Origin of the sequence: Rhodanobacter lindaniclasticus (genome assembly GCF_004799035.1) — a bacterium.
Lineage (GTDB): Bacteria > Pseudomonadota > Gammaproteobacteria > Xanthomonadales > Rhodanobacteraceae > Rhodanobacter > Rhodanobacter lindaniclasticus.
In genome coordinates this window covers 1-21,883 of the sequence record NZ_MWIO01000026.1, presented here as the reverse complement: position 1 = coordinate 21,883, position 21,883 = coordinate 1, and the positions used below count along the sequence as shown (strand labels likewise).

Genomic DNA, 21,883 nt, shown 5'->3' with positions numbered 1-21,883 from the left:
ACGCCGCGCCACGCAGGCACGACGTCCGTCGGTGGATACCGCGACGGGTCAGATCAAATCAGGAGCGAGCAGAACAACAAGCGGGGGACGGGTGGTGGCGCCTGCAGGCGGTCGTGCCGCGCCAGGCTCCGCTGCGTCGGTGACGCCACCGCCGCCACCGACGGCGACTCCGGCGGCAACGCGGCCAGTGTGCTGGCCGGCACCGTAGCGCTGCGTGCGTCGACCTGGGTGGCGTGGTCAGGCTGGCAGTGCTGGTGGCATAGCGGGTCGACCGGCGCCGCCGGCATTTCCGCACAACGGTCGCCCATCGCCGCCATCGAGGACGAGTGCACCGCCACGGCCACTGCGTCCGCACCAGCCGACGCCGGTGCGCTGGTGCACGCATACGCCGCCACCGCCACCTGCTGCCACAGCAGCAGCAGCACCACCAGCCACGCAAGGTGGCGGCGGGTGACCGGGCGGAGGCGGAAGGCGCGTTTCATCTCACGGGCACTGTAGCGCCAGGGGCGGCGGCGTAATTGATGCGGATCAAACCGGCGGCACTCACGCACCCGGGCCGTGCGTCGCATAAACGCGGGTCGAGCCGTCGCGGCCGATCAGCACCACGTCGTAGCGCTCGGGCGCGCCCATCTCCATGCCGGGCGAACCCATCGGCATGCCTGGTGCGGCCAGCCCGATCGCGTCGGGACGTTCGGCGAGCAGGCGGCGGATGTCGTCCACCGGCACGTGCCCTTCGATCACGTAGCCGTCGATCACCGCGGTGTGGCAGGACATGGCGCGGTCCGGCACGCCGAAGCGCGCCTTCAGCGCCGCCATCGGCTGGTCCTGGTGCACGCTGACGGTGTAGCCGTGCGCGCGCAGGTACTCGACCCATGCGCCGCAGCAGCCGCAGGACGGGTCGCGGTAGACATCGAACGCGTTCGCCGCCAACGCCGCCGGCGCGAACAACAGCGCAAACAGCAGGCTGATGCCCGCACGGGAAAGCCAGCGCTTCATCGTCATTCTCCTGATACGGGGGTGGTTTGCCACTGGACGGACACGATCTTCCAGCCGTCGCCAGCCTTCCTGAGCGTGAGCATCTCGCGGCTGCGCAGCGTGACCGGCTTGCCCTTGATCGTGGCTTCGATCTCGCTTTCGCTGCCGACCATCGCGGTGTCGCCCATCGGCATCGAGCCGAGCGAGACCGGCGTGATCCGCGCCGTTTTCAGGAACGCGATGTCCTCGCCCAGATGGCCGGCGGCGTACTCGTCGCGTGTCTGCGTGTGGCCGCCCTCGCTGACGCGAACATCGGGCGCCAGCAGCGCCAGCACGGCCTCGCGGTCGCCACGCTGCAACGCGGCCTGGAAGGCCCGCGCCGCCGCTTCGGCCGCCGGTGCTGCGCCCGGCTTCATGCCTTCCATCGACAGCGGCGCCTCGACCGCGGGTGCGGCGGCGTGTTCGTGGGCATCGCCATCGGCGGCGGCGTGGCGGTGCCCCGCTTCGCCGGCCATGGCCATGCCCTCCATCGCCGCTGCGCCACGCGCATCCTCGTCGGCGACCCCGCCATGGCTGTGGTCGCCCGCCTCGTCCATGTCGTGATCCTGTGGCGCCCGGGCCACGATGTCCCGGTATTGCGCCGGTGTCATGCCGGGCAGTTTCTGCAGGAACGCGACCATGCTCCAGATGGTGGCGTCGTCGTGGCTGGCGCCCCAAGCCGGCATCGCGCTCATCTTGATGCCGTGCTTGATGACCCAGAACGCCGCGCGCGGGTCGGGCCGGAACTTCGCCAGCTCGGGCGGCTGCGGGTACAGGCCGGGGCGCATCTCGTTCTCGGCCATGCCCGGCGCCAGGTGGCAGCCGGTGCACATCGCCGCGTACTGGCCGGCGCCTTTCAGGATCAGCTGCGGGTCGTCGAGGTTCGGCACCGCGATGTCCTTGGCGTGATGCGCGATCGAGCGCTCGCGCAGCGCCTGCATCAGCGCGTACACCGGCTTCGTGTGGTGGTCGTCGGCACCGATGTTGTAGACGCCGGACCCGACGAAGGCGCCGACGCCGGCGACGACGATGGCGCAGAAAACCGCGAGGGTGATGATGAGTCGTTTCATGGGCTCTCCTCAGAACCAGATGCGCAGGCCGGCAACCCACTGCCGGTCGAAGACTGCCTGATGGTCGGTGCGGGCGAAATCGGCCGTGGCGCCGAAGCGGCGCGTCCAGACTACGCCGAGGTACGGCGCGAATTCGCGCCGGATCTCGTAGCGCAGGCGCAAGCCCAGCTTCGCGTCCGAGATGCCGCGGCCGATGCCGCGTGCCGGATCCGCCTTGCCGTACAGGTTGACCTCCAGCTCCGGCTGCAGGATCAGCCGTTGGGTGAACAGCAGCTCGTAGTCCGCACGCAGGCGCGCCGCGCTGCGGCCGGACGGCCCGACGTAGGCGGTGGCCTGGATCTCGAACCAGTACGGCGCCAGACCCTGCACGCCGAACGCCGCCCAGTTGCGCTGCGGGCCGGCGCCGAAGTCGTGGCGCACGCCCAGCTGCGTGCTCCAGAACGCGGCGACGGCGTGATCCCACAACGCCTCGACCTCGCCATCGTCGAGCCGGCCGCCACGGCGCTCGCCCTCGCTGCGCAGCCACAGCTTGTCCGTGTCGCTGCCGTACCAGCCGGCGGCTTCCCACGACTGGCCATTGCCGTCGCGGCCATGGAACGCTTCGAGCTGATCGACCAGCAGCATGCCGGCCGGCACGCTGCCGTGCATGTGCAGCGCGTGCGCGGAGCTGGCGGCGATGCCGTCGGAATAATCGCCGCTGCGGGCGTCCGCCGGCGCAGGGCCGACCTGCAGCGGCTGCATCGCCATGCCCGGCATCGCTCCCACGTCATGTGCCGCGCCATGGTCCATGCCGTGCATGGGGTGCGTGCCGGCGGGCGCAGCGGCCGGCGTGGCGGGGACGTGTGGCTTCCTCGCCTTCCTGAGCGGCGTCTCCGCCCCCGGTGGCGCGCTGCTGCCGGCGCTGGCCGGCATCGCCATGCCGTGCATGCCGGCGTGGTCCATGCCCGGCATCGCGCCCATGTCCATCGGCGCCGTGCCGCCTGACGAGGCCGGCGCGCTCTGCGCCGTCGCCGCCGGCGGCATGGCCAGCAGCAGTGCGGCCAGCAGCAAGGAGCGGCGCAGGGAAACCGCGGTGATCCGGTGGTTCGTGCTCATGCCACCACCACCTCGCGGAACATGCCCGCCTCCATGTGATACAGCAGATGGCAGTGGTAAGCCCAGCGCCCCGGTGCGTCGGCGGTCACCGCGTAGCTGATGCGCTGCGCCGGCTGCACGTTGATGGTGTGCTTGCGCACCTGGAACCGGCCATCCGGATTTTCCAGCTCGCTCCACATGCCGTGCAGGTGGATCGGGTGGTTCATCATGGTGTCGTTGACCAGCACGATGCGCAGGCGCTCGCCGGTGTTGAAGTGCACCGGCTTGGCGTCGGCGAACTTGACGCCGTCGAACGACCACATGAAGCGCTCCATGTTGCCGGTCAGGTGCAGTTCGATCTCGCGGCCGGGTGCGCGCGCGTCGAGCGGGCCGCCGACGGTGTGCAGGTCGGCGTAGGTCAGCACGCGGCGGCCGTTGTCGCGCAGGCCGATGCCCGGGTCGTCGAGGTTGCTGCGCGGCGTGTCGACGTGCATGTCCACGCCGGGGCCGTATTCGGTGCGGGCATGGCGCACGGCGGGCGCGGCGGCCATGCCGGCGTGATCCATGCCGGGCATCGCGGCATGGCCGCCGCCGTGCTCCGCCTGCGACATCGCGCCCATCATGTCGCGCATGTCCAGCCACAGGCGCCGGTCCAGCACCGGCACCTCCGCTTCCATGCCGGCGCGCGGCGCCAGCGTGCCGCGCGCGTAGCCGCTGCGGTCGATCGACTGGGCGAACACGGTGTACGCGCGCGCCTCCGGCGGCTCGACGATCACGTCGTAGGTTTCGGCCGCCGAGATGCGGAATTCGTCCACCGCCACCGGCTGCACGTCCTGGCCGTCGGCGGCGATCACCGTCATCTTCAGGCCGGGAATGCGCACGTCGAAGATGCTGGACGACGAACCGTTGATGAAGCGCAGCCGGATCTTCTCGCCGGGCCTGAAGATGCCGGTCCAGTTGCCCGCCGGCGTCGCGCCGTTCATCAGGTAGGTGTAGGTGTAGCCGGAGACGTCGCCCAGGTCGGTCGGGTTCATGCGCATCTCGCCCCACATCCGGCGCATGGCCAGCGCCTGGCTCAGGCCCTTCTCGCGCACATCGCGAAAGAAATCCGGCACGGTCGGCTGGGCGAAGTTGTAGTAGTCGCTCTGCTTTTTCAGCCTGGCGTAGATGCGCGCGGGATCCTCGTCGGTCCAGTCGTTGAGCATCACCACGTAGTCGCGGTCGGTCGGGTAGCGCTCGGGTCCGGCCGGCTCGATCACCAGCGGGCCGTACAGCGCGTTCTGTTCCTGGAAACCCGAGTGCGAGTGGTACCAGTAGGTGCCGCTCTGGCGCAGCTGGAAGCGGTACAGAAAACTTTCGCCCGGCGCGATGCCGTCGAAACTGAGGCCGGGCACGCCATCCATCCGGAACGGCAGGATGATGCCGTGCCAGTGGATCGAGGTGGGCACGCGCAAGCGGTTGCTCACGCGCAGGTTCACCGTGCTGCCCTCGCGCATGCGCAGCAGCGGACCGGGCACGCCGCCGTTGACGGTGGTCGCCGGCCGCGCCGCACCGGTGAAGTTGACGGTGCGCTCGACGATGTCCAGCGCGAAGTCGGTGCCGCTCAGCACCGTGGGCTGGCCCGGGCTGGTCAGTGCCCAGGCATTCGCGGGCCGCAGCAGTCCGAAGCCGGCCGCCGCGCCGCCCAGGGCCAGGCCCTGCACGAAGCGTCGCCGCGACAGGTCGGTCGCGGGTGACGGAGGAAATGGATGCACGTGGATCTCCTTCGGGGAAGGCACCGATGACCAGTGCCGACACGGGCCGCCGTCCACGCTCGCCGCCTGGCGGGCGTGAAGGCACGGTCGCAACGAACGAGAATCAGCCGGCTGGTGGCCGCAGCGGTGTCGCGTGCACGACACTGGGCGCGGCGGCAAACGGGGGGGAGACGTGCAGCGGCTCCGGCGCCACCGGCACCAGGGCAACCAGGGCGACCGCCGGCAGCATGCTGCCGCACGCCGCCGCACAATGGGCCGACGCCATCCCGTCGTGCTGGCCGGGTAGATGGTCGGCGCAACAATCGGACGCGGCCGGCATGGCGTGCTGGCCATGCTCGGCCGTATGCGTGACGGACGAAACCGGCGCGCCCTGCATGGCGTCGTCGGCCATCAGGCGCGGCATGCCGTGCACCGGTGCCAGCGCGAGAATCAGCCACGCCAGCCATGCCATCGCCCGTAGGGACGGCAAGCGTGCGGCGTGGCGAAGTGCGCGATTCATCGGCACAGCATAGGGTCGGTGCCGGCGAGTCTCAACTCTGGACATGGGTCCATCGACCCATGACCGGCGCCTGCCGCGGTTCGTCCGTCGCCCGACGAACTACTTGGTATAGCCCATGCGCAGCGTGATCTTGTCGCCGGCTTTCAGGTTCGCCACCGACGCCGGCGGGAAATGCAGGCGCAGCGACATGCCTCCCGCGTCTACCTCGACGATGCCGGTCTTGGTATCCACCGAGCTCACCGTGGCCGGCATCATGTGCATGCTGCCGTTCTTGTTGTGGCGCATCATCCTGTGATGCATGCCGCCCATCTGGCCCATTTGCCCCATGCTGCTCGACGCCGATGCCGGCGCCATGCCCCCGGTGTTCTGGGCGCTGACCGTGCCGAATGCCAGGCAAAGGCCGACAGCGGCCGTCGAAGCAACGACTCTTGGCAGGAATTTCATGATGATTCTCCGCACAGGTGGACGGCCGGAGCCGCACCTTCGGCCGGTTGCAACGCTGCAACAAGCGAAGCCTGCACCGCCCCATGTGCAGGAAAGGTTACGCAGCACCGGGGAGGAGCACGGCAGCGGACCTCTATACTGGGCGTCCCCATTCCCGTGATCGCCATGAACTACCGCCACGCCTACCACGCCGGCAATTTTGCCGATGTCCTGAAGCACGTCGTGCTGCTGGCACTGATCGAGTCGCTGCAGGCCAAGCCCACGCCGTTCTGCTACATCGACACCCATGCCGGCAGCGGCAACTATCCGCTGGACGGCTTCGAGGCGGGAAAGACCGGCGAGTTCAAGGACGGCATCGCGCGCCTGCACCCGGCGGAGAAACTGCCGCCGCTGCTGCGCCGCTGGCGCGACGGCATCCTGGGCAGCGCCGACAACGCGGAGGGCCTGAAGCGTTACCCCGGCTCGCCGCTGCAGGTCGCCCGCCTGTTGCGCCCCGGCGACAGCGCCCAGCTGTGCGAGCTGCATACCGAGGAGGCCTGCAAGCTGCGCGACCTGTTCCGCGGCAACCACCAGGTGCATGTGCATGAGCGCGACGGCTACGAGGCGCTGAAGGCGCTGGTGCCGCCGCAGGAGAAGCGCGGCCTGGTGCTGATCGACCCGCCTTACGAGGCTCAGGACGCCGAGTACAAGCTGATCGAGCAGGCGCTGAAACCGGCACTGCAACGCTGGCCCACCGGCGTCTATGCGGTGTGGTACCCGATCAAGCTGCGCAGCCAGGTGCAGCCGTTCCTGCGCCGCCTGCAGCACAGCGGGGTGAAACGCGTCCTGCGCGCCGAGCTGCTGGTGCACCCGGACGACTCGCCGCTGCGCCTCAACGGTTCGGGCATGGTCATCCTCAACGCGCCGTGGAAGCTGGACGACGCCCTGCGCGAACCGCTGCGCGTGCTGGCCGGCCTGCTGGCGCGCGAGCACCCGGCCACGGTGAAACTCGACTGGCTGCTGGACGAGGCCGGCAGCCAGCTGAATACGCCCAGCCCCCTGCCCGCCTCGCGACTACCACCCAGGCCGAACCGTCGCTAAGCTGAGCCCGTCCCCGTGTCCGTCCAGGAACCACGACCATGCGCAACCGCCCCGCCTCGCTGCTGATCCGGCTCGCCCTGCCCGCCGCCCTGCTCGTGCTGGCCGCCTGCGCGCCTGCACCGATCTACAAGACCACCGGCAACGCGGTGCTCGCCACCCCCGCGCAAGTGGCGCAAACGCCGGAGCACTACAGTGGCAACGAAGTCATCTGGGGCGGGCGCATCGTGCACGTCACCAACTTCCAGGACCACAGCGAAATCGAGTTGCTGGCCTACCCGCTGGATTCCTCGCAACGCCCGCGCGCCAACGACAGCGGCAACGGCCGCTTCATCGCCGTGCTGCAGGGCTACATTGAGCCGCTCGACTACCCCGCCGGCGCACTGATGACCGTCGACGGCAAACTCAATGGCACCCGCGCCGGCCAGGTCGGCCAGGCCGACTACCTGTTTCCGCTGGTCGACGTGACGCAGTCGCACGTGTGGACCGCCGAGGAAATGCAGAAGGGCCGCAGCAACGTGCACTTCGGACTCGGCGTGGGCGTCGGCATCCGCTGAGTCGCTGCAGCGGAGACGCTCTCTCTCCCAGGTGCGATTCCACGGGCGGCGACGTCCAATCGAGGGGCCGGGCAAGCGTCCATTACAATGGCCGTCCATTCCTTGCCCAGGCCCGCGCATGTCTTCCCACGCCAACCCCATCAAGGCCATCTTTCTCGCGCTGGGGGCGAACTTCGCCATCTTCGTGGCCAAGCTCGTCGCGGCCGTGGTCACCGGCTCCGGCGCGATGATGGCCGAGGCGGTGCACTCGCTGGCCGACTGCGGCAACCAGGGCCTGCTTCTGCTCGGCATCCGCCAGGCCAAGCGTCCGCCGTCCGACGAATTCCCGCTGGGCTGGGGCCGTGCGCTGTACTTCTGGTCGTTCCTCGTCGCCATCCTGTTGTTCAGCGTCGGCGGCATGTTCTCGATCTATGAAGGCGTGCACAAGCTCACCCACCCCGAACCGCTGAAGTGGCCGTGGCTGGCGATGGGCGTGCTGGTGTTCGGCATCGTGGTCGAAGGCATCTCGATGCGTGGCTGCCTGCAGGAAGTGAACAAGGCACGTGGTGACCAGGATCTGTGGACGTGGTTTCGCGAAACCCGCTCCAGCGAACTGCTGGTGATCTTCGGCGAAGACCTGGCCGCCCTCGTCGGCCTCTGCCTGGCCGCGCTCGCGGTGGGCGCCACCATGCTTACCGGCAACCTGATGTTCGACGCCGCCGGCACCATTGCCATCGGCACCCTCCTGATCGTCGTCGCCGTGCTGGTGGCGATCGAGGTGAAGGCGCTGCTGATCGGCCAGGGCGTGGAACCGCGCCGCCGCGACCAGCTGATGAGCTTCCTGAAGAACCGCCCCGAAGTCGCCGACGTCCTCAACCTGATCACCCTGCAGATGGGCGCCGACGTGATGGTGGCGGTGAAGGCGCGCATGCAGCCCACCGCCAACCTGATCGATGCGATCAACACCGTCGAGGCGGCGATGAAAGCGCAGTTCGGCGAAGTGCGCTGGAGCTTCTTCGAGCCGGACAACGCGGACTGATCGCTCCGGCTGCGTCCCCCCGCAACCCCGCAAAGCTTCCGGCAGATCCCATGCGCAATCCCCTGCAAGAACAACTCCTCAAGGCCGGCCTGGTGAACAAGGCCAAGGCGGCGCAGGTCGTGCGCGAGCAGGCGAAGAAGCACAAGGGCAAGGGGCCGGCGGCACCGAGCGCGGAGCAACTTGAGGCGCAGCGATTGCAGACGGAGAAGGCTGAGCGCGACCGGGCCATCGCGGCGGAGCGCAACGCGCAGGCGCGCGCGAACGAGACGCGGGCGCAGGTTCGCCAGATCGTCGAGGCGCACAAGGTGAAGCGCGAGGGCGAGATCGCCTATCGCTTCACCGACGGCGACAAGATCAAGGACGTGCTGGTGAACGCGCCGCTGCGCGCGCAGCTGGCCGCCGGCACGCTGGTGATCGTGCGCCACGGTGAAGCTTATGAGCTGTTGCCGCGTGCGGCCGCCGACAAGATCCGCGAACGCGACGCGGCGCTGATCGTGCTCGACCACGGCCACACCGAAGCCGGCAGCGGCAGCGACGCGGACGACGAGTACTACAAACGGTTCGAGGTGCCGGACGACCTGATCTGGTAGGAGCCCGCTCGCGGGCGATGCTTTGAAGGTCGGGATTCGGGATTCGCGAGATCAAAAGCATCGCCCGCGAGCGGGCTCCTGCAAGGGATCAGCGCTTCGCCTGCAGCAAATCCCAGCCGTTGCCGTACAGGTCCTCGAACACCGCCACCGTGCCGTAAGCTTCGTGCCTCGGTTCTTCGCGGAAGTGCACACCTGCGGCGCGCATGCGCTGCCAGTCACGCTGGAAATCGTCGGTGTGCAGCAGCAGGAACACGCGACCGCCGGTCTGGTTGCCGATGCGCGAGGCCTGTTCGTCGCCTTTGGCCTTCGCCAGCAGCAGGCGCGTTTCGCTGGAACCGGGCGGCGCCAGCAGCACCCAGCGCTTGCCGCTACCCATGTCGATGTCTTCGATCAGTTCGAAACCGAGCGCGCGGGTGTACCAGGCGATCGCCTCGTCGTAGTCGGCGACCAGCAGCGCGAGTGCGCCGAGATGCTGCTTCATCGCTTGCCTGCCTTGATCATCGGCAACGGGCCCAGTTCGGACTGCAGCTTTTTCGTCAGCCGGGCGCGGATCAGCGCATAGGCGTCGAGCACCAGCGCCTGCAGCTCAGCCGTGCTGAAGCGTCGTGGTTCAACCACCGAGACCCAGCGCGCCCGCGCCAGATAGGGCGCGGGAATGATGCCGGGCAAGTCGGTGAGTTCGAGGAAGCGCTCGTCCGCCACCTTGAACGCCAGCCGGCCGCCGTCGCGGCCATCGGCATGGGTCATGGCGAACATCCTGCCGCCCACGCTGAACACCAGGTTGTCGCCCCACTTGATGTCGATGGTGACGCCGGGCCAGCGCTCGCACAGCCGCTGCAACCGGGCCGCGGTAATGCCTCGGGATGACTGGTCGGTCATGGGCTGCCTCATGGGAATCGACGCCCATTGTGAGGTGTTGCGGAGCCACTGTCAGGCATACCGTACTGCAACATGAACGGCCGAAGGTGACACCCAACCTCACACCAGCGTCATGGCGTGCCTGCTGTTTCTGGTTGCATAATCATGCTGCATTGCACACAATACGCAAAAGTATGGAACGCCCATGATTCCCGCGATCGACTTTGTTGCCCCCACCTCACACGCCTCGCTGCCGCCTCGCAGCGCCCTGCGTTTTGCCCGGCGACCCGCAGCGGCGTCAGGTGGCGAGAAGGTGCTCACGCAGGATGGGCGCGAGTTGCTGTTGCGGGCGATCGACCCAAACGACGTAGCGGCCATGCAGCGCTGTTTCACCCGCTTGTCGCCGGAGGAGATCCGCCGCCGCTTCCTGCATGCGATGTCCGAGTTGCCCGCGCCGATGGCGCAGCAGTTGTGCCGGATCGATCCCTCGCGCGAAACCGCTTTCGTGCTGATGGATGAGTCCTTCCACCCGGCCGAGATGCGCGGCGTGGGTCGCATTTACGTCGACGACACCACCGACACGGCCGAGTTCTCGGTGCTGGTGGAGCATGCCTGGAGCCGCATCGGCCTGGGTGCGCTGCTGATGCAGCGGCTGGTCGACGATTGCCGACGTCGCGGCTTGTACGAACTGTGGGGTTACGTGTTGCAGGAAAACCGACCGATGCTGCAGCTGTGCAAGGAACTCGGCTTCACCCAGCGCGCGATCCCCGACGAACCCGGCACCATGCTGATCACCTTGAAACTGTAGAAACGCGCAGCGCCCGCCCTCCAAGGTCAGCCCGGCTGCCGCGTTACACTTGTCGGCTATGCCCAGCCCGATCAAGCATCCGCCCCTCCCCGCCACTCCCCGACAGCGCCGCTACTGGACGCCACCCCACGGCTCGGCCCGCGCCTTGCTGCTGGCCGAGGCGGCACGTACGCACGAGGGCCTGCTGGTGGTGGTCGCGCGCGATACCCAGCGCGCGCAGGCGCTTGAATCGGAACTGACGATCTTCGCCGACGGCCTGCCGGTGCTGCAGTTCCCGGACTGGGAGACGCTGCCCTACGACGCGTTCAGCCCGCATCCGGAGATCGTCTCCCAGCGCATCGCCACGCTGTACCAGTTGCCCAACGTGAAGCGCGGCGTGCTGGTGGTGCCGGTGGCGACGCTGATGCAACGCATTGCGCCGCGCGCGCACATCACCGGCTCCGGCCTGGTGCTGGCCAAGGGCCAGAAGCTCGACCTGGCCAGCGAGCAGCGACGACTGGAAGCCTCTGGCTACCGCCACGTGCCGCAGGTGGCCGAACCGGGCGATTTCGCGGTGCGTGGCGCCCTGCTCGACATCTTCCCGATGGGCACGGTCGAGCCTTACCGCATCGAGCTGTTCGACGACGAAGTGGACTCGATCCGCAGCTTCGATCCGCAGACCCAGCGCTCGCAGCAGCAGGTGGAACGCGTCGACCTGCTGCCCGCCCGCGAATTCCCGCTCACCGACGAAGCGGCCAAAGACTTCCGCAACAACCTGCGCGAGCGCTTCCCGATCGACGTGCGCCGTTGCCCGCTGTACCAGGACATGAAGGAGGGCGTGACACCCGGCGGCATCGAGTACTACCTGCCGTTGTTCTTCCCTGCCACCTCCACCTTGTTCGACTACCTCGCCGACGACGCCTTGTTCGTGCTCGGCGAAGGCGCGGGCGAGGCGGCCGACCAGTTCTGGGCGCAGACGCTGGAACGCTACGACCAGCGCGCCCACGACATCGAGCGCCCGGTGCTGCCGCCGGCCGAGCTGTACCTGCCGCCGGACAAGCTGCGCGAGCAACTCAACAAGCGCCTGCGCGTGGACGTGGTGGAGCCCGGCCACGAGCACGCCATCGACACCGGCACGCAGCCGGCGCCGGAGTTGCCGCTCAACCGCAAGGGCGAGGAACCGGGTGCCGCGCTCAGCCACTTCGTTTCCAGCTACCCCGGCCGGGTACTGATCGCCGCCGATTCGGCCGGGCGGCGCGAGGCCTTGATCGAGACGCTGGCGACGGCCGGGTTGAAGCCGCAGAACGTGGACGACTGGCAAGCCTTCTCTCCCCGCGGCCACGGCGAAGACCCGGTGGCCGAACGGGACCTGCCACGCTTCGCCATCACCATCGCCCCCCTGGAGCAGGGTTTCGCGCTGACCAGGCCGGCGCTGGTCGTGCTGACCGAGCGCGAGCTGTACGGCGAACGCGTGCGCAGCGAACGCGACCGCAAGCGCCGCCGCGGCACGGCGCGCGATCCGGAAAGCATCATCCGCGACCTCACCGAGCTCACCCTCGGCGCGCCGATCGTGCACGTGGACCACGGCGTGGGCCGCTACCAGGGCCTGGTCTCGATGGACGTGGGCGGCATGGACGGCGAGTTCCTCACCATCGAGTACGCCAAGGGCGACAAGCTCTACGTGCCGGTGTCGCAGCTGGGTCTGGTCAGCCGCTACTCCGGCACCGCGCCGGAACTGGCGCCGCTGCATTCGCTGGGCGGCGACGCATGGGAACGCGCGCGCAGGAAGGCCGCCGAGAAAGTGCGCGACGTCGCCGCCGAGCTGCTGGCGATCTATGCACAGCGCCAGGCGCGCGGCGGCGAGTCGCTGCCGATCGATCGCCAGCTGGTGGAGGAATTCGGCGCCAGCTTCCCGTTCGAGGAAACCCCCGACCAGGAAAGCGCGATCGAGGCGGTGCTGGGCGATCTCGCCGCGCCGCGCGCGATGGACCGGGTGATCTGCGGTGACGTCGGCTTCGGCAAGACCGAGGTGGCGCTGCGCGCCGCCTTCGCCACCGCCACCGCCGGCAAGCAGGTCGCCGTGCTGGTGCCGACCACCCTGCTCGCCCAGCAGCACTACCGCAACTTCGCCGACCGTTTCGCCGACTGGCCGGTGCGCGTGGACGTGCTGTCGCGCTTCAAGTCCGCCAAGGAAGTGAACGAGGCGCTGAAGCGCCTGGCCGACGGCCAGATCGACGTGATCGTGGGCACGCACAAGCTGCTGCAGTCGGACATCAAGTTCAAGAATCTCGGCCTGGTCATCGTCGACGAGGAGCAGCGTTTCGGCGTGCGCCAGAAGGAGCAGCTGAAGAAACTGCGCGCCGAGGTCGACCTGCTGACCATGACCGCCACGCCGATCCCGCGCACGCTGAACATGGCGATGGCCGGCCTGCGCGACCTGTCGCTGATCGCCACCCCACCGGCGCACCGCTCGGCCGTGCGCACCTTCATCTCGGCGTGGGACCCGGCCACGATCCGCGAGGCACTGCAGCGCGAGCTGTCGCGCGGCGGCCAGGTGTACTTCCTGCACAACGAGGTGCAGAGCATCGAACGCACCGTGCGCGAACTCGAAGAACTGGTGCCCGACGCACGCATCCGCGTCGCCCACGGCCAGATGCCCGAGCGCGAGCTGGAAAGCGTGATGGCGGATTTCCACCGCCAGCGCTTCAACGTGCTGGTGTGCACGACCATCATCGAAACCGGCATCGACATCCCGACGGCCAACACCATCATCATCGACCGCGCCGACCACTTCGGCCTGGCGCAGTTGCACCAGTTGCGCGGTCGCGTGGGTCGCTCGCACCACCGCGCTTACGCCTACCTGGTGGTGCCGGATCGCAAGTCGATCACCGCCGACGCGCAGAAGCGGCTGGAGGCGCTGGCCTCGCTGGAGGAGCTCGGCGCCGGCTTCACCCTGGCCACCCACGACCTGGAGATCCGCGGCGCCGGCGAGCTGCTCGGCGACGAGCAGTCCGGCCAGATCCAGGAGATCGGCTTCGGCCTGTACACCGAGCTGCTGGACCGTGCCGTGCGCGCGCTGAAGTCGGGCAAGGTGCCGGATTTCGATCTCAGCTCCGAGCACGAGACTGAAGTCGAACTGCACCTGCCCGCACTGATCCCCGACGATTACCTGCCCGACGTGCACACGCGCCTGACCCTGTACAAGCGCATCGCCAGTGCACGCAGCGAGGACGAGCTGCGCGACCTGCAGGTGGAGATGATCGACCGCTTCGGCCTGCTCCCCGAACCGACGAAGCAGTTGTTCGCGGTGGCCAGCCTGAAACTGATGGCTACCCCGCTGGGCATCCGCAAGCTCGACTTCGGCGCCAACGGCGGGCGCATCGTGTTCCGCGAGAAGCCCGAGGTCGACCCACTGGCCATCATCAAGCTGATCCAGACCCAGCCGCGCGTGTACAAGCTCGACGGTCAGGACAAGTTGAAGGTGATCCTCGACCTGCCCGGTGCCAGCGAGCGCATCCGCAGCGCGCAGGACGTGCTGGTGCTGCTGGGCGCGCGCCGCCCACGCTGAACCACGGGCGCCTGCTTTCCTCGCGAGCGGGAAGGGCCCGCCATGGCCTATCCGACGGCCCGGAGTGACCCAATGCGTCCGCTTTGGCCCCCTCCGGGCCGGCAGCCTTGGCCATGGTGACGTCGCCGCACGCCCGCCACCCCGAACGGCCGCTCTCCCGCGGCGTCAGCGCTTCATCGCGGCACGGCATGATCCGTGCTTGACATACTTGCATTGTATCCTGCAGCGTTGGGAATTGGCCCCGGGAATCCCCGCGCAGGCCAGGACCCACCTGCAAATCGAGTCGTGGGTCGCAGACGCCCTGCGCGCGCTGCCGCCACCGGCAACCGCGCAGAACAGGAAAGCCGAGTGGAGAAGCCGGTCACATTGCCAGCAATCCAACGCCGTGGCCGGTGGTCGCTTGCGTTCGGCTTGCTGTTGCTCTGGATCGGCGTGGCCCATGCCGCCGGCATGCCGCTCAACGGCGCCTGGCAGGAGGTTGCCCCGGGCGACACGCCACAGAGCGTGATGGATGCCTATCGGGCCGGCCACCTGAGGAGTTTCGACCCGTCCATGCTGCAACGCTTTCCGCGCAACGAGCTGGGCAACTGGGTGGTGATCGCGGCGCAGCCGCCGTGGAACAACGAAGATCGCGTGCTCACCGTCTACCCGGCGCCGATGGGTGCGATCAGCGTGTTCTACGGCGACCAGGTACGGCGACTGGCGATGAACGATTTCAGTGCCCATGGCCACGGCCACGGTCGGCTGGCGTGGCGCGTGCCGGCCGGCTTGCCGGCGTCCACGCCGATCCTGCTGCGCGTGGAGCCGACGCAGACCGTCAGCGCGCCGATCCGTTTTCACATCCTGCCGTGGGACACCTACCTGCAGCGCGATACCCAGTGGCTGGTGTTCGCCAGCACCTGCTTCGCCGTGATGCTGGCGATGGTGATGATGGCGTTGTTCTTCTCGCTGATGCTGCGCGACATCACCTATGCCTGGTATGCAGGCTACGTCGTCTGCTACGCGCTGATCCAGGGCATCCAGACCGGCTTCGTGTTCCATCCGCTGCGCTGGCAATGGCTGGTCGACTCCAGCACCCTGGTCGGCGCGGTGGCGGTGGCCTTGTCGGTCGCATTCGCGTCGCTGTTCATGATGCGGTTCTGCGATCTGCGCCGACACGCGCCCCTGCTGCAGGTACCGGTGGTGGCCATGGCGGTGGGCATGATCCAGCTGGTGCTGATGCGCTGCAGCGGCATCCCGTTGCTGATCTCGATGGCACAGGCCCTGCTCAACCCACTGCTGATGATCGGCGCGCTGCTGCTGCTGGTGGCCGGCGTGATCGCCGCGCTGCGCGGCTCGCGCCAGGCCTGGTTCTTCCTCGCCGGCTGGACGCCGTTGCTGCTGCTGACCGCGCTGACCAGCGCCCAGGTCAACGGCGCCCTGCCCCATGCCGACTGGCTCAACGATCTCAGCCTGGCCGGCGGCGCCTTCGAGGCGGCGGTGCTGTCACTGGGCCTGGCCGATCGCGCGCTGCAACTGCGCCAGGATCGCGATGTGGTGCAGGTGCTGGCCGATCACGACTCGCTTACCCGCCTGCTCAACCGTCGCGCCTGGACCGAACGCGCCAGCGCGATGCTGGCCGGCAGCCAGGCGCCTTCGCTCGCCGTGCTGTTCCTCGACCTGGACCACTTCAAGCAGCTCAACGACCGCCATGGGCACAACACCGGCGACCGCGCCCTGGTAGCCGTGGCCACCACGCTCAGTGCGGAACTGCGCCCGGGCGACCTGTTCGGACGCCACGGCGGCGAGGAGTTCGTGGCGATGCTCGACGGTATCGACGCGCAGGAGGCGATGCAGGTGGCCACGCGCCTTTGCCGCCGCGTGCATCGACTGGAGATTCCGGTGCGCGACGAGGAGCAACTGCTCAGCGTCAGCATCGGCGTGGCCATGCGCCAGCATGGCGACACCCTGGAGTCGCTGATCGAACGCGCCGACCAGGCGATGTACCGGGCCAAGCTGCACGGCCGCAACCGGGTGTGCCTGGACGAATTCACCAGCCGCGCCGCGCGCGAGCGCGGCGAGAAGCGTCTGCGCGTGGTGGAGACGCGGCGCGAGGAAGTTTGAGGCGCGACGCTAGCCGGCGAGCGCGTGTGCCGCAGCCACCACGTCGGCCTCGCCCGGCAGCACCAGCAGCGCAGCACCGGCCAGCGGGGTGAAGGTGTCGGCACCGACCACGCGATGCAACGGCGTCGCGCCGAAGCCGCCTTCGACGATCGCGGTGATCACGCCCTCGCCCACGCCCGCGCTCTTGCGGCCCTCGTCCAGCACCAGGATGCGCTTGGCGGTTTTCGCCTGCGCGGCGATGAAGGCGTCATTGAGCGGTGCCAGCCAGCGCAGGTCGACCACGCGCACCTTCCACTGCAGCTCCGCCTCGATCGTGCGCGCGGCGCGCAACGCCATCGGCACGCCGTTGCCGAAGGTGAACACCACCAGGTCGTTCGCCTTTTCGTTGTAGATGCGGCTCTCGCCCAGCGTCATCGCCTGGTCCGGTGCCGGATAGTCGAACTGCCACTGGCCGTCGCCGGCCTCGTACAGATCCTTGGTCATGTACAGCGCGATCGGTTCGAGGAAGGCGCACACACGGCCGTCCACCTTCGCCAGCGCCATCAGCGTGCGCAGCATCATCGCCGCGTCGTCGCCGCGGCTGGGGCAGCCGACCACCAGGCCGGGGATGTCGCGCAGCGCGGTGATCGAGTTGTCGTTGTGGAAGTGGCCGCCGAAGCCCTTCTGGTAACCCAGCGAGGCCACGCGCATCACCATCGGGTTGCGGTACTGGCCGTTGGAGAAGAACTGCAGCGATGCCGCCTCGCCGCGGATCTGGTCGCAGGCGTTGTGGAAATACGCCAGGTACTGGATCTCCGGCAGCGGCAGCATGCCCATGTTGGCGTAGCCCTGGGCCAGGCCCAGGATCATGGTTTCATCCAGCAGCGTGTTGAACACGCGGCTGCCCTTGAAGGTCTTGTTGAGGCCCTTGGTGACGGTGTACACGCCGCCCTTCTGCGCCACGTCTTCGCCGAACAGCAATGCCTCGGGGTACTTCGCCAGCAGGTCGTGCAGGGCCTGGCCGATCTGGATGGCCAGATGCCGCGGCGGCAGCTTCTCGGGCAGCTTCGCCTCGCCGCCGAACACCTTCAGGCGCTGCGCCGCATAGTCGGCACGCGTGGCCTCGGCGTTCACCGCCGCTGGCGTGTACGGCGCCAGCGGGGCCATCACGTCCTCCAGCGAGGTCAGCCGATGGCGCGAATCCGCATCCTCGGCGGCGGCGAAGCAGCGCTTGCGGGTGGCCTCGTAGAGATTCAGCAGGTCATCCTTCGAATACAGGCCCGACGCCAGCGCGATAGCGGCCGAGCGCAGCAGCGGATCGGAGCATTCGACCGCAAAGAGCTCCCCGATGCTGCGCCACTCGATCTCGAAATCGGTGCCGGCGTGGCCCATCACGCGGGTGGTCTTCAGGTGCAGGAAGGTCGGCCGGCGCGTGCTGCGGCAATGCTCCACCGCACGCTGCACCTGGGCATAGCCTTCGGCCAGGTCCAGGCCGTTCGCGAAGAAGTAGTCGAGGTTGGCTCGATGCTGGTAGTTGTTCGCCACCCAGCCGCTCGGCGTCTTCACCGAGATGCCGATGCCGTTGTCCTCGCACACGAACAGCACCGGCGCGGGCAGCTTCTGGTACGCCGTCCACGCCGCGGTGTTGAACGCGGTCTGCGCGGTGGCGTGGTTGCTGGAGGCGTCGCCGAACGAGCAGATCGCGATGCTGTCGTCGGGAATCGGCAGCTGGTGGCCGATGCGCTGCGCCTGCTCGATCGCCACCGCGGTGCCCAGCGCCTTGGGCAGGTGCGAGGCGATCGTCGAGGTCTGCGGCAGCACCCACAGCGGCTTGGAACCCCATACCTTGTGGCGGCCGCCGGAAGCCGGGTCGTCCTTGCTGGCGGCGAAGGACAGCGCCGAATCCATCACCGGGTCCATGCCCGGAAGCTTGCGGAAACGCTCGGCCATGAAGCCGCCGGAGCGGTAGTGCAGGAAGGCCGGATCGGTATGCCGGGTCAGCCGCGCGACCATCGCGTTGCCCTCGTGGCCGGATGAACCGATGGTGTAGAACACCTTGTTCTGCACGCGCAGCACGCGGGCCATCAGGTCGAGGTGGCGCGAGATCAGCTGCGATTCCAGCAACTCGCGGAAACCGCGCGCATCGAGCGCACTGCCCGGCAGCACGGCATCGTCGTCGCGCGGCGCGGTGCGCACGTCCCCTTTCCACAACTGCACGAACTCGATGAAGTTCTGGTCGACCACTTCGGCGCGGTTGAAGCCCTTGTGGCGGGAACTGATGGCAAACGGAATGGCAGTCATGGCGGATTCGTCAGTGGTAGTGGGCGGCAACATGGCCGCTCAGCGGGATGAAACAACGGGCAACGGGAAAACCGGCACCTGCAGCGCGCGCAACGCGGCGGCGCGGCGCCGGTCCTTCTCGCGACCGAAGCTTTCGAGCAGGCGGAGCTGGTCGTCGATGCAGGGTACCGGCACGGCCAGGCCGTTCACGCCGGCGAGCACCAGCTTGCCAGGTACCACGGGCTGCCAGCGATCGTCGAGGCGGAGTTCAAGCCCGCCCATCACCTCGACCGGCGCGCCGGGGAAGCGGAAGCGGGCGAAATGCGAGCGGAAGCGGTCGTCGTCCGGCGGCGCGAATGCGGGCTCGCGTTGCGGCGCCCACACCTGCATCAGGGTGTCTGCATCGGCGCGCGAGGTCAGCACGTCCACGTCGGCCACGCTGACCTCGGCACCGAGCACCAGTGCCGCGGCGCTGCCGATCAGGCACCACGGATCGACGCAATGCACGTGCAGGTCCGGCACCACGTCGGCCAGGGTCGCGTACAGCGCAGGCGAGAGATGGCTCATGCGCGACGGCGTTCCCACGCTTCACGACTTTGCCCCCAGATCTCCACCGGCAGATCCTGGAATGGTTCCGGCAGGCGGCCGGGGCCGATCAGGCCTGAACCGAGCCGGCGCGCGACGCGTTGCGATGCGGCATTGTCCGGCGCAATGGTGTGGATCACCTCGGTCCAGCCCAATTGATCGAAGGCCCAGTCGATCGCCGCCACCGAACCTTCCGTGGCGTAGCCCTTGCCCCAGGCATCGCGCAGCAGGCCCCAGCCCACTTCGGTGCCGGGCCAGCCTTCCGGACACCACGGCCCGAGCCGTCCGATCCACCGGCCGCTGCTTTTCTCGATCACCGAAAACATGCCGAAGCCCTGGATGGCCCACGCGCCGGCCATGGACAGGAAACCGCGCCAAGCCACTGCCCGCGGCTGCGGGCCGCCGATATGGCGTGCGTTCTCCGCGTCGGCCATCAGCGTCGCCCATCCCTCGAAATCCTCAGGCCGGGTCGGGCGGAGGATCAGGCGATCGGTTTCAATGCGGATGTCTTGCCAACCCATACAACACTCCGGCCTAAGCGGCGATGCCTGGCGCCCTCATTCCAGCGAAAGCCGGAGGAGCTTCACAACAGCGAAGCTGGTCATCCAGTGTCCCAGGCATGGGGAAAGGCACTGGTTCCCGGCTTTCTCCGGAATGACGAGCCGGAAAGGCGCCTGACGCCCCTGCCTCAGAACGCGTTGATCCCGGTCAGCTCGCGGCCCACCACCAGCTCGTGCACCGTCTCGGTGCCCTCGTAGGTGATCACCGATTCGAGGTTGAGCGCGTGGCGAATGGCCGCGTGCTCGGTGGTGATGCCGGCGCCGCCGAGGATGTCGCGGCACTGGCGCGCGATGTCGATCGCCATGCGGCAGTTGTTCCACTTGGCCAGTGACACCTGGGTCGGCTGCATCTTGCCGGCGTCCTTCAGGCGACCGAGCTGCAGCGACAGCAGCTGCGCGGTGGTGATGCGCCGGGCCATGTCGGCCATCTTCAGCTGGATCGCCTGGTTGGAGGCGAGCGGCTTGCCGAACAGCATGCGCTCGGCGGTGTAGTCGAGCACTTCCTTCAGGCAGGCCTGCGCCGCGCCGATCGGGCCCCAGGTGATGCCGTAGCGCGCCTGGGTCAGGCAGCCGAGCGGGCCCTTGAGACCCTTCACGTTGGGCAGGCGCGCGCTGTCGGGCACGCGCACGTTGTCGAAGAACAGCGCGCTGGTGACCGAGGCGCGCAGGCTCATCTTCTTGTGGATTTCCTGCGCCTTGAAGCCGGCGGTGTCGGTCGGCACCACGAAGCCCTGGATGCCGTCCTCGGTCTGCGCCCAGACAATCGCGATGTGCGCCAGGTTGCCGTTGGTGATCCACATCTTGGCGCCGTTGATGACCCAGTCGCCGCCGTCCTTCTTCGCGTTGGTCTTCATGTTGGCCGGATCGGAACCGCCGTGCGGCTCGGTCAGGCCGAAGCAGCCGATCACCTCGCCGGCGGACATCCGCGGCAGATACTGCTGCTTCTGCTCCTCGCTGCCGTAGGCGAAGATCGGGTACATGCACAGCGAGCTCTGCACCGAGGCGAAACTGCGCAGGCCCGAGTCGCCGCGCTCCAGCTCCTGGCAGATCAGGCCGTAGCTGACGCCGCTCATGCCGCCACCGCCGTACTGCTCGGGGATCGTCGCGCCGAGCAGGCCCAGGCCGGCGATCTCCGGGATCAGCTCCTTCGGGAAGCGGGCCTGGTCGAAGCAGTCGCCGATGATCGGCAGCACCCGCTCGTCGACGAAGCGGCCCACGGAATCCTGCACCATGCGCTCCTCGTCGCTGAGCAGCGCGCGGACATCGTACAGATCGAGCGGATTCAGACGGACAGCCATGGAAGCTCCAGAGGGGGGGGCGCGTAAAAGCCGGTATTGTAGCGCGACCCATGCGCCCGCACAGGCCGGGCGGCCCCGACGGGTGCGTATGGTCCGCGCCTGTCCCGACTCATCTCTCCGCCGCACATCTGCCCCCCGAAAATCCATGTTCAAAGGTGTCTTGCTCGGCTTCATGGCTTTTGCCGCCTTCGCCGCCAGCGACGCGTTCGTGAAGTCGCTGCGCGGCTCGCTGCCGGCCTACGAGGCCGTCTTCTTCGGCGCCGCGCTGGGGCTGACGGCGCTGCCCTTCATCAAGGGAAGCGACGACCGCTGGCGCGACGTGGTGCGGGCGCAGCGCCCGGGCCTGTGGCTGGTGCGTGCGCTCGCCAGCGCGATGGGCAGCATCGCGGCGGTGGTGGCGTTCACCGCGCTGCCGATGGCCGAGGCGTTCGCGCTGATCTTCCTGCTGCCGATCTTCGTCACCATCCTGTCGGTGCTGGTGCTGAAAGAGGCTGTGGGCTGGCGCCGCTGGTCGGCGGTGGTGGCCGGTTTCATCGGCGTGCTGGTGGTGTTGCGGCCCGGCTTTCGCGTACTCGGCATCGGCCACCTGGCGGCGATCGTGTGCGGGCTCTCCGGCGCCGTCTCGATGATCGCGCTGCGCATGGCCGGGCCGCACGAGAAACGCGTCACCCTGTACGGCGCCGGCATGGTCGGCTCGGTGCTGGTGGCCGGCCTGCTGATGCTGGCCAAGTTCCGCTGGCCCGACCTCGCCCAGTGGGGCTTGCTGAT

21 protein-coding genes are annotated in these 21,883 nt (G+C 68.4%); 8 read left to right on the top strand and 13 right to left on the bottom strand.

Annotation, left to right across the window (positions count from 1 at the left end):
* Nucleotides 1-53 precede the first annotated feature (53 nt).
* The 7 genes from B1991_RS08745 to B1991_RS08715 form a co-directional block, all read right to left on the bottom strand.
* Nucleotides 54-482, bottom strand: a complete 429-nt coding sequence (locus B1991_RS08745; protein ID WP_136258341.1) for a hypothetical protein — start codon at nucleotides 480-482, stop codon at nucleotides 54-56.
* A 61-nt stretch (nucleotides 483-543) separates the two neighbouring features.
* Complete coding sequence (locus B1991_RS08740) at nucleotides 544-996, bottom strand: DUF411 domain-containing protein (RefSeq protein ID WP_136258340.1); 453 nt, start codon at nucleotides 994-996, stop codon at nucleotides 544-546.
* 2 nt (nucleotides 997-998) lie between these two features.
* Complete coding sequence (locus B1991_RS08735; protein ID WP_136258339.1) at nucleotides 999-2,084, bottom strand: DUF4440 domain-containing protein; 1,086 nt, start codon at nucleotides 2,082-2,084, stop codon at nucleotides 999-1,001.
* Nucleotides 2,085-2,093: 9 nt separating this feature from the next.
* Complete coding sequence (locus B1991_RS08730) at nucleotides 2,094-3,179, bottom strand: copper resistance protein B (protein ID WP_136258338.1); 1,086 nt, start codon at nucleotides 3,177-3,179, stop codon at nucleotides 2,094-2,096.
* A complete protein-coding gene (locus B1991_RS08725; RefSeq protein ID WP_136258337.1) occupies nucleotides 3,176-4,912 on the bottom strand; it encodes a copper resistance system multicopper oxidase in 1,737 nt (578 codons plus the stop codon). The genes B1991_RS08730 and B1991_RS08725 overlap by 4 nt, the downstream gene beginning before the upstream one ends.
* A gap of 103 nt (nucleotides 4,913-5,015) precedes the next feature.
* A complete protein-coding gene (locus tag B1991_RS08720; protein WP_246031112.1) occupies nucleotides 5,016-5,411 on the bottom strand; it encodes a hypothetical protein in 396 nt (131 codons plus the stop codon).
* Nucleotides 5,412-5,510: 99 nt separating this feature from the next.
* The gene (locus B1991_RS08715) at nucleotides 5,511-5,855 is read right to left on the bottom strand and encodes a hypothetical protein (RefSeq protein ID WP_136258336.1); all 345 of its coding nucleotides are present in this window, start codon (nucleotides 5,853-5,855) and stop codon (nucleotides 5,511-5,513) included.
* 165 nt (nucleotides 5,856-6,020) lie between these two features.
* On the opposite strand from B1991_RS08715, the gene B1991_RS08710 reads away from it, so the two are divergent.
* From B1991_RS08710 to B1991_RS08695, 4 genes are all read left to right on the top strand, one after another.
* Nucleotides 6,021-6,935, top strand: a complete 915-nt coding sequence (locus B1991_RS08710; protein WP_136258335.1) for a 23S rRNA (adenine(2030)-N(6))-methyltransferase RlmJ — start codon at nucleotides 6,021-6,023, stop codon at nucleotides 6,933-6,935.
* 38 nt (nucleotides 6,936-6,973) lie between these two features.
* A complete protein-coding gene (locus B1991_RS08705) occupies nucleotides 6,974-7,489 on the top strand; it encodes a Slp family lipoprotein (RefSeq protein WP_136258334.1) in 516 nt (171 codons plus the stop codon).
* Between the two features lie 118 nt (nucleotides 7,490-7,607).
* Nucleotides 7,608-8,507, top strand: coding sequence for a cation diffusion facilitator family transporter (locus B1991_RS08700; RefSeq protein WP_136258333.1), 900 nt, complete (start codon nucleotides 7,608-7,610; stop codon nucleotides 8,505-8,507).
* A 50-nt stretch (nucleotides 8,508-8,557) separates the two neighbouring features.
* Nucleotides 8,558-9,097: a DUF2058 domain-containing protein gene (locus B1991_RS08695; RefSeq protein WP_136258332.1), complete on the top strand. Its 540-nt coding sequence runs from the start codon at nucleotides 8,558-8,560 to the stop codon at nucleotides 9,095-9,097.
* 88 nt (nucleotides 9,098-9,185) lie between these two features.
* Here the strand turns inward: B1991_RS08695 and B1991_RS08690 are convergent, their stop codons facing one another.
* Nucleotides 9,186-9,578, bottom strand: coding sequence for a VOC family protein (locus tag B1991_RS08690; protein WP_136258331.1), 393 nt, complete (start codon nucleotides 9,576-9,578; stop codon nucleotides 9,186-9,188).
* Entirely contained in the window at nucleotides 9,575-9,976 is a 402-nt protein-coding gene (locus B1991_RS08685) for an MmcQ/YjbR family DNA-binding protein (RefSeq protein WP_136258330.1), read from the bottom strand. Before B1991_RS08685 ends, B1991_RS08690 begins: the two co-directional genes overlap by 4 nt.
* Before the next feature lie 184 nt (nucleotides 9,977-10,160).
* Here B1991_RS08685 and B1991_RS08680 point away from each other — a divergent pair, with 184 nt between their 5' ends.
* The 3 genes from B1991_RS08680 to B1991_RS08670 all read left to right on the top strand — a co-directional run bounded on the left by B1991_RS08680 (nucleotide 10,161) and on the right by B1991_RS08670 (nucleotide 16,413).
* Complete coding sequence (locus B1991_RS08680) at nucleotides 10,161-10,763, top strand: GNAT family N-acetyltransferase (RefSeq protein ID WP_136258329.1); 603 nt, start codon at nucleotides 10,161-10,163, stop codon at nucleotides 10,761-10,763.
* 58 nt (nucleotides 10,764-10,821) lie between these two features.
* Entirely contained in the window at nucleotides 10,822-14,310 is a 3,489-nt protein-coding gene (mfd, locus tag B1991_RS08675) for a transcription-repair coupling factor (protein WP_136258477.1), read from the top strand.
* 411 nt (nucleotides 14,311-14,721) lie between these two features.
* Nucleotides 14,722-16,413 carry a GGDEF domain-containing protein gene (locus B1991_RS08670; protein ID WP_342773769.1) on the top strand — a complete coding sequence of 564 codons (1,692 nt, stop codon included), beginning with the start codon at nucleotides 14,722-14,724 and terminating at the stop codon, nucleotides 16,411-16,413.
* 9 nt (nucleotides 16,414-16,422) lie between these two features.
* Here B1991_RS08670 and B1991_RS08665 read toward each other — a convergent pair whose 3' ends face one another.
* From B1991_RS08665 to B1991_RS08650, 4 genes are all read right to left on the bottom strand, one after another.
* Complete coding sequence (locus B1991_RS08665) at nucleotides 16,423-18,693, bottom strand: thiamine pyrophosphate-dependent enzyme (RefSeq protein WP_136258328.1); 2,271 nt, start codon at nucleotides 18,691-18,693, stop codon at nucleotides 16,423-16,425.
* Between the two features lie 39 nt (nucleotides 18,694-18,732).
* Nucleotides 18,733-19,239 (bottom strand): nucleotidyltransferase family protein, encoded by a 507-nt coding sequence (locus B1991_RS08660; protein WP_136258327.1) that lies wholly within the window; start codon nucleotides 19,237-19,239, stop codon nucleotides 18,733-18,735.
* Nucleotides 19,236-19,778, bottom strand: coding sequence for a GNAT family N-acetyltransferase (locus tag B1991_RS08655; protein WP_136258326.1), 543 nt, complete (start codon nucleotides 19,776-19,778; stop codon nucleotides 19,236-19,238). Before B1991_RS08655 ends, B1991_RS08660 begins: the two co-directional genes overlap by 4 nt.
* A gap of 167 nt (nucleotides 19,779-19,945) precedes the next feature.
* Nucleotides 19,946-21,115, bottom strand: a complete 1,170-nt coding sequence (locus tag B1991_RS08650; protein WP_136258325.1) for an acyl-CoA dehydrogenase family protein — start codon at nucleotides 21,113-21,115, stop codon at nucleotides 19,946-19,948.
* A gap of 145 nt (nucleotides 21,116-21,260) precedes the next feature.
* Between B1991_RS08650 and B1991_RS08645 the strand changes: the two genes are divergently transcribed.
* Nucleotides 21,261-21,883: DMT family transporter (locus B1991_RS08645; RefSeq protein ID WP_136258324.1), on the top strand; the 623-nt coding region annotated here is incomplete at its 3' end.

Bases quoted from the DNA above. Each gene is read 5' to 3' on its own strand.
- B1991_RS08745 (WP_136258341.1), bottom strand. From the start codon at position 482: ATGAAACGCGCCTTCCGCCTCCGCCCGGTCACCCGCCGCCACCTTGCG.
- B1991_RS08740 (WP_136258340.1), bottom strand. From the start codon at position 996: ATGAAGCGCTGGCTTTCCCGTGCGGGCATCAGCCTGCTGTTTGCGCTG.
- B1991_RS08735 (WP_136258339.1), bottom strand. From the start codon at position 2,084: ATGAAACGACTCATCATCACCCTCGCGGTTTTCTGCGCCATCGTCGTC.
- B1991_RS08730 (WP_136258338.1), bottom strand. From the start codon at position 3,179: ATGAGCACGAACCACCGGATCACCGCGGTTTCCCTGCGCCGCTCCTTG.
- B1991_RS08720 (WP_246031112.1), bottom strand. From the start codon at position 5,411: ATGAATCGCGCACTTCGCCACGCCGCACGCTTGCCGTCCCTACGGGCG.
- B1991_RS08715 (WP_136258336.1), bottom strand. From the start codon at position 5,855: ATGAAATTCCTGCCAAGAGTCGTTGCTTCGACGGCCGCTGTCGGCCTT.
- B1991_RS08710 (WP_136258335.1), top strand. From the start codon at position 6,021: ATGAACTACCGCCACGCCTACCACGCCGGCAATTTTGCCGATGTCCTG.
- B1991_RS08705 (WP_136258334.1), top strand. From the start codon at position 6,974: ATGCGCAACCGCCCCGCCTCGCTGCTGATCCGGCTCGCCCTGCCCGCC.
- B1991_RS08700 (WP_136258333.1), top strand. From the start codon at position 7,608: ATGTCTTCCCACGCCAACCCCATCAAGGCCATCTTTCTCGCGCTGGGG.
- B1991_RS08695 (WP_136258332.1), top strand. From the start codon at position 8,558: ATGCGCAATCCCCTGCAAGAACAACTCCTCAAGGCCGGCCTGGTGAAC.
- B1991_RS08690 (WP_136258331.1), bottom strand. From the start codon at position 9,578: ATGAAGCAGCATCTCGGCGCACTCGCGCTGCTGGTCGCCGACTACGAC.
- B1991_RS08685 (WP_136258330.1), bottom strand. From the start codon at position 9,976: ATGACCGACCAGTCATCCCGAGGCATTACCGCGGCCCGGTTGCAGCGG.
- B1991_RS08680 (WP_136258329.1), top strand. From the start codon at position 10,161: ATGATTCCCGCGATCGACTTTGTTGCCCCCACCTCACACGCCTCGCTG.
- mfd (WP_136258477.1), top strand. From the start codon at position 10,822: ATGCCCAGCCCGATCAAGCATCCGCCCCTCCCCGCCACTCCCCGACAG.
- B1991_RS08665 (WP_136258328.1), bottom strand. From the start codon at position 18,693: ATGACTGCCATTCCGTTTGCCATCAGTTCCCGCCACAAGGGCTTCAAC.
- B1991_RS08660 (WP_136258327.1), bottom strand. From the start codon at position 19,239: ATGAGCCATCTCTCGCCTGCGCTGTACGCGACCCTGGCCGACGTGGTG.
- B1991_RS08655 (WP_136258326.1), bottom strand. From the start codon at position 19,778: ATGGGTTGGCAAGACATCCGCATTGAAACCGATCGCCTGATCCTCCGC.
- B1991_RS08650 (WP_136258325.1), bottom strand. From the start codon at position 21,115: ATGGCTGTCCGTCTGAATCCGCTCGATCTGTACGATGTCCGCGCGCTG.